General features: G+C 58.3%; 1 protein-coding gene. It reads right to left on the reverse strand.

Annotated elements, in window-relative coordinates:
- Positions 1-2,593, reverse strand: a 2,593-nt coding sequence (locus tag BFC17_RS03780; RefSeq protein ID WP_139141991.1) for a DUF11 domain-containing protein, incomplete at both ends; no start/stop codon positions are given.

Below are 2,593 nucleotides of genomic sequence, written 5' to 3' on the forward strand. Positions count from 1 at the left end.
GCGTTATAACTGCCATCTGTGCTGACAAAGGTAAACCCGGCTGGCAGTGGGTCGGTGACGACTACATTGGTGGCGGCATCTGGCCCGGCATTGTTTACCGTCAGGGTAAAGCTCACGTTATCGCCCAGATTCGGTGAGGCATTGTCGACGGTTTTGCTTAACGCCAAATCAATGGCCTGGGCATCCACGGTGGCCGAATCGGCATTATCCGAACTGTCCAGTTCAGTCTGATCGGCCGTGACCGAAGCAGCGTTGGTCACCGCACTGCTGTCGGTGGTGGTGGCGATAATCGTCAACGTGGCACTGGCACCATTGGCCAGTGAACCTACCGTCCATAAGCCGGTGGTGGCATCGTAACTACCGTCTGAGCTGACAAAAGTAAAGCCCGCCGGGAGTTGGTCAGTGACGACCACATTGGTGGCGGCATCCGGGCCAGTGTTCGAGACGGTCAGGGTAAAGCTCACGTTGTCGCCTAAATTCGGTGACGCGTTATCGACGGTTTTGCTCAGGGCTAAATCAATCGCCTGGGCATCCACGGTCGCAGAATCGGTATTATCGCTGCTATCCAGTTCGGTTTGATCGGCCGTGACGGATGCGGTGTTGGTCACCGCACTGCTGTCGGTCGTGGTGGCCACAATCGTCAACGTGGCGGTCGCGCCGCTGGCTAAACTGCCCACGGTCCATAAGCCGGTGGTGGCGTTGTAGCTGCCATCGCTGCTGACAAAGGTAAAGCCGGCCGGCAGTTGATCGGTGACGACTACATTGGTGGCGGTATCCGGGCCGGTGTTGACTACGGTGAGCGTGAAGCTGACGTTATCACCCAGATTCGGCGCGGCATTATCCACGGCTTTACTGATGGCTAAATCAATCGCTTGCGCATCCACGGTCGCGGAATCAGTATTGTCACTGCTATCCAGTTCAGTCTGATCCGCCGTAACCGAGGCGGTGTTCGTCACTGCACCGCTGTCCGTGGTGGTGGCCACAATCGTCAATGTCGCGCTGGCACCGCTCGCTAAACTGCCCACGGTCCATAAGCCCGTTGAGGCATCGTAGCTACCGTCGCTGGACACAAAGGTAAAGCCCGCGGGTAACTGATCTGTGACGACTACATTGGTGGCGGCATCCGGCCCGGTGTTGGAGACGGTCAGGGTAAAGCTGACGTTATCACCTAGGTTCGGGGTGGCGTTATCCACGGATTTAGCCAGGGCTAAATCGATCGCCTGGGCATCCACGGTCGCGGAATCGGTATTATCTGAACTGTCCAGCTCGGTTTGATCGGCGGTCACGCTGGCAATGTTGGTCACCGCACTGCTGTCGGTGGTGGTCGCCACAATTGTCAACGTGGCGCTGGCACCACTGGCGAGACTGCCCACGGTCCATAGTCCGGTGGTGGCGTTATAACTGCCATCACTGCTGACAAAGGTAAACCCGGCTGGCAGTGGGTCAGTCACCACCACATTGGTGGCGGCATCCGGTCCGGTGTTCGACACGGTCAGGGTAAAGCTCACGTTGTCACCCAGGTTCGGCGAGGCGTTATCCACGGCTTTGCTGATGGCTAAATCAATGGCCTGGGCATCGACGCTCACCGAATCCGTATTGTCAGAACTATCCAGTTCAGTTTGATCGGCGGTGACGCTGGCGGTGTTGGTCACCGCACTGCTGTCGGTGGTGGTCGCCACGATGGTTAAGGTCGCGGTCGCACCGCTGGCCAGTGAGCCCACGGTCCACAAGCCGGTGGAGGCATCGTAGCTACCGTCTGAGCTGACAAAAGTAAAGCCCGCAGGCAACTGGTCGGTGACGACCACATTGGTGGCGGTATCCGGCCCGGTATTGGCTACGGTCAGGGTAAAGCTGACGTTATCACCCAAATTCGGTGCCGCATTATCCACGGCTTTACTGATGGCCAGGTCAATCGCCTGCGCATCCACGGTGGCGGAATCGGTGTTGTCGCTGCTATCCAGTTCGGTTTGATCCGCGGTGACGCTGGCGGTGTTGGTCACGGCACTGCTGTCGGTGGTGGTGGCGACAATCGTCAACGTGGCACTGGCGCCGCTCGCTAACGATCCCACGGTCCATAAGCCTGTGGAGGCATCGTAGTTACCGTCGCTGGACACAAAGGTAAACCCGGCTGGCAACTGATCGGTCACCACCACATTGGTAGCGGCATCCGGGCCAGTGTTCGAGACGGTCAGGGTAAAGCTGACGTTATCACCCAGATTCGGTGCGGCATTATCCACGGTTTTAGCCAGCGCTAAATCGATCGCCTGGGCATCCACGGTGGCGGAATCGGTATTATCTGAGCTATCCAGTTCAGTCTGATCCGCCGTGACGCTGGCGGTGTTGGTGACCGCACTGCTGTCGGTGGTGGTCGCCACAATGGTTAAGGTCGCGCTGGCGCCGCTCGCTAACGATCCCACGGTCCACAAGCCGGTGGAGGCATCGTAGCTACCGTCTGAGCTGACAAAAGTAAAGCCCGCTGGCAGTGGGTCAGTGACCACCACATTAGTGGCGGCATCCGGCCCGGTATTGGAGACGGTCAGGGTAAAGCTGACGTTGTCACCCAGATTCGGTGCGGCATTATCCACGGTTTTAG

The organism is Marisediminitalea lipolytica (assembly GCF_001758465.1).
GTDB classification, from domain to species: domain Bacteria; phylum Pseudomonadota; class Gammaproteobacteria; order Enterobacterales; family Alteromonadaceae; genus Alteromonas; species Alteromonas lipolytica.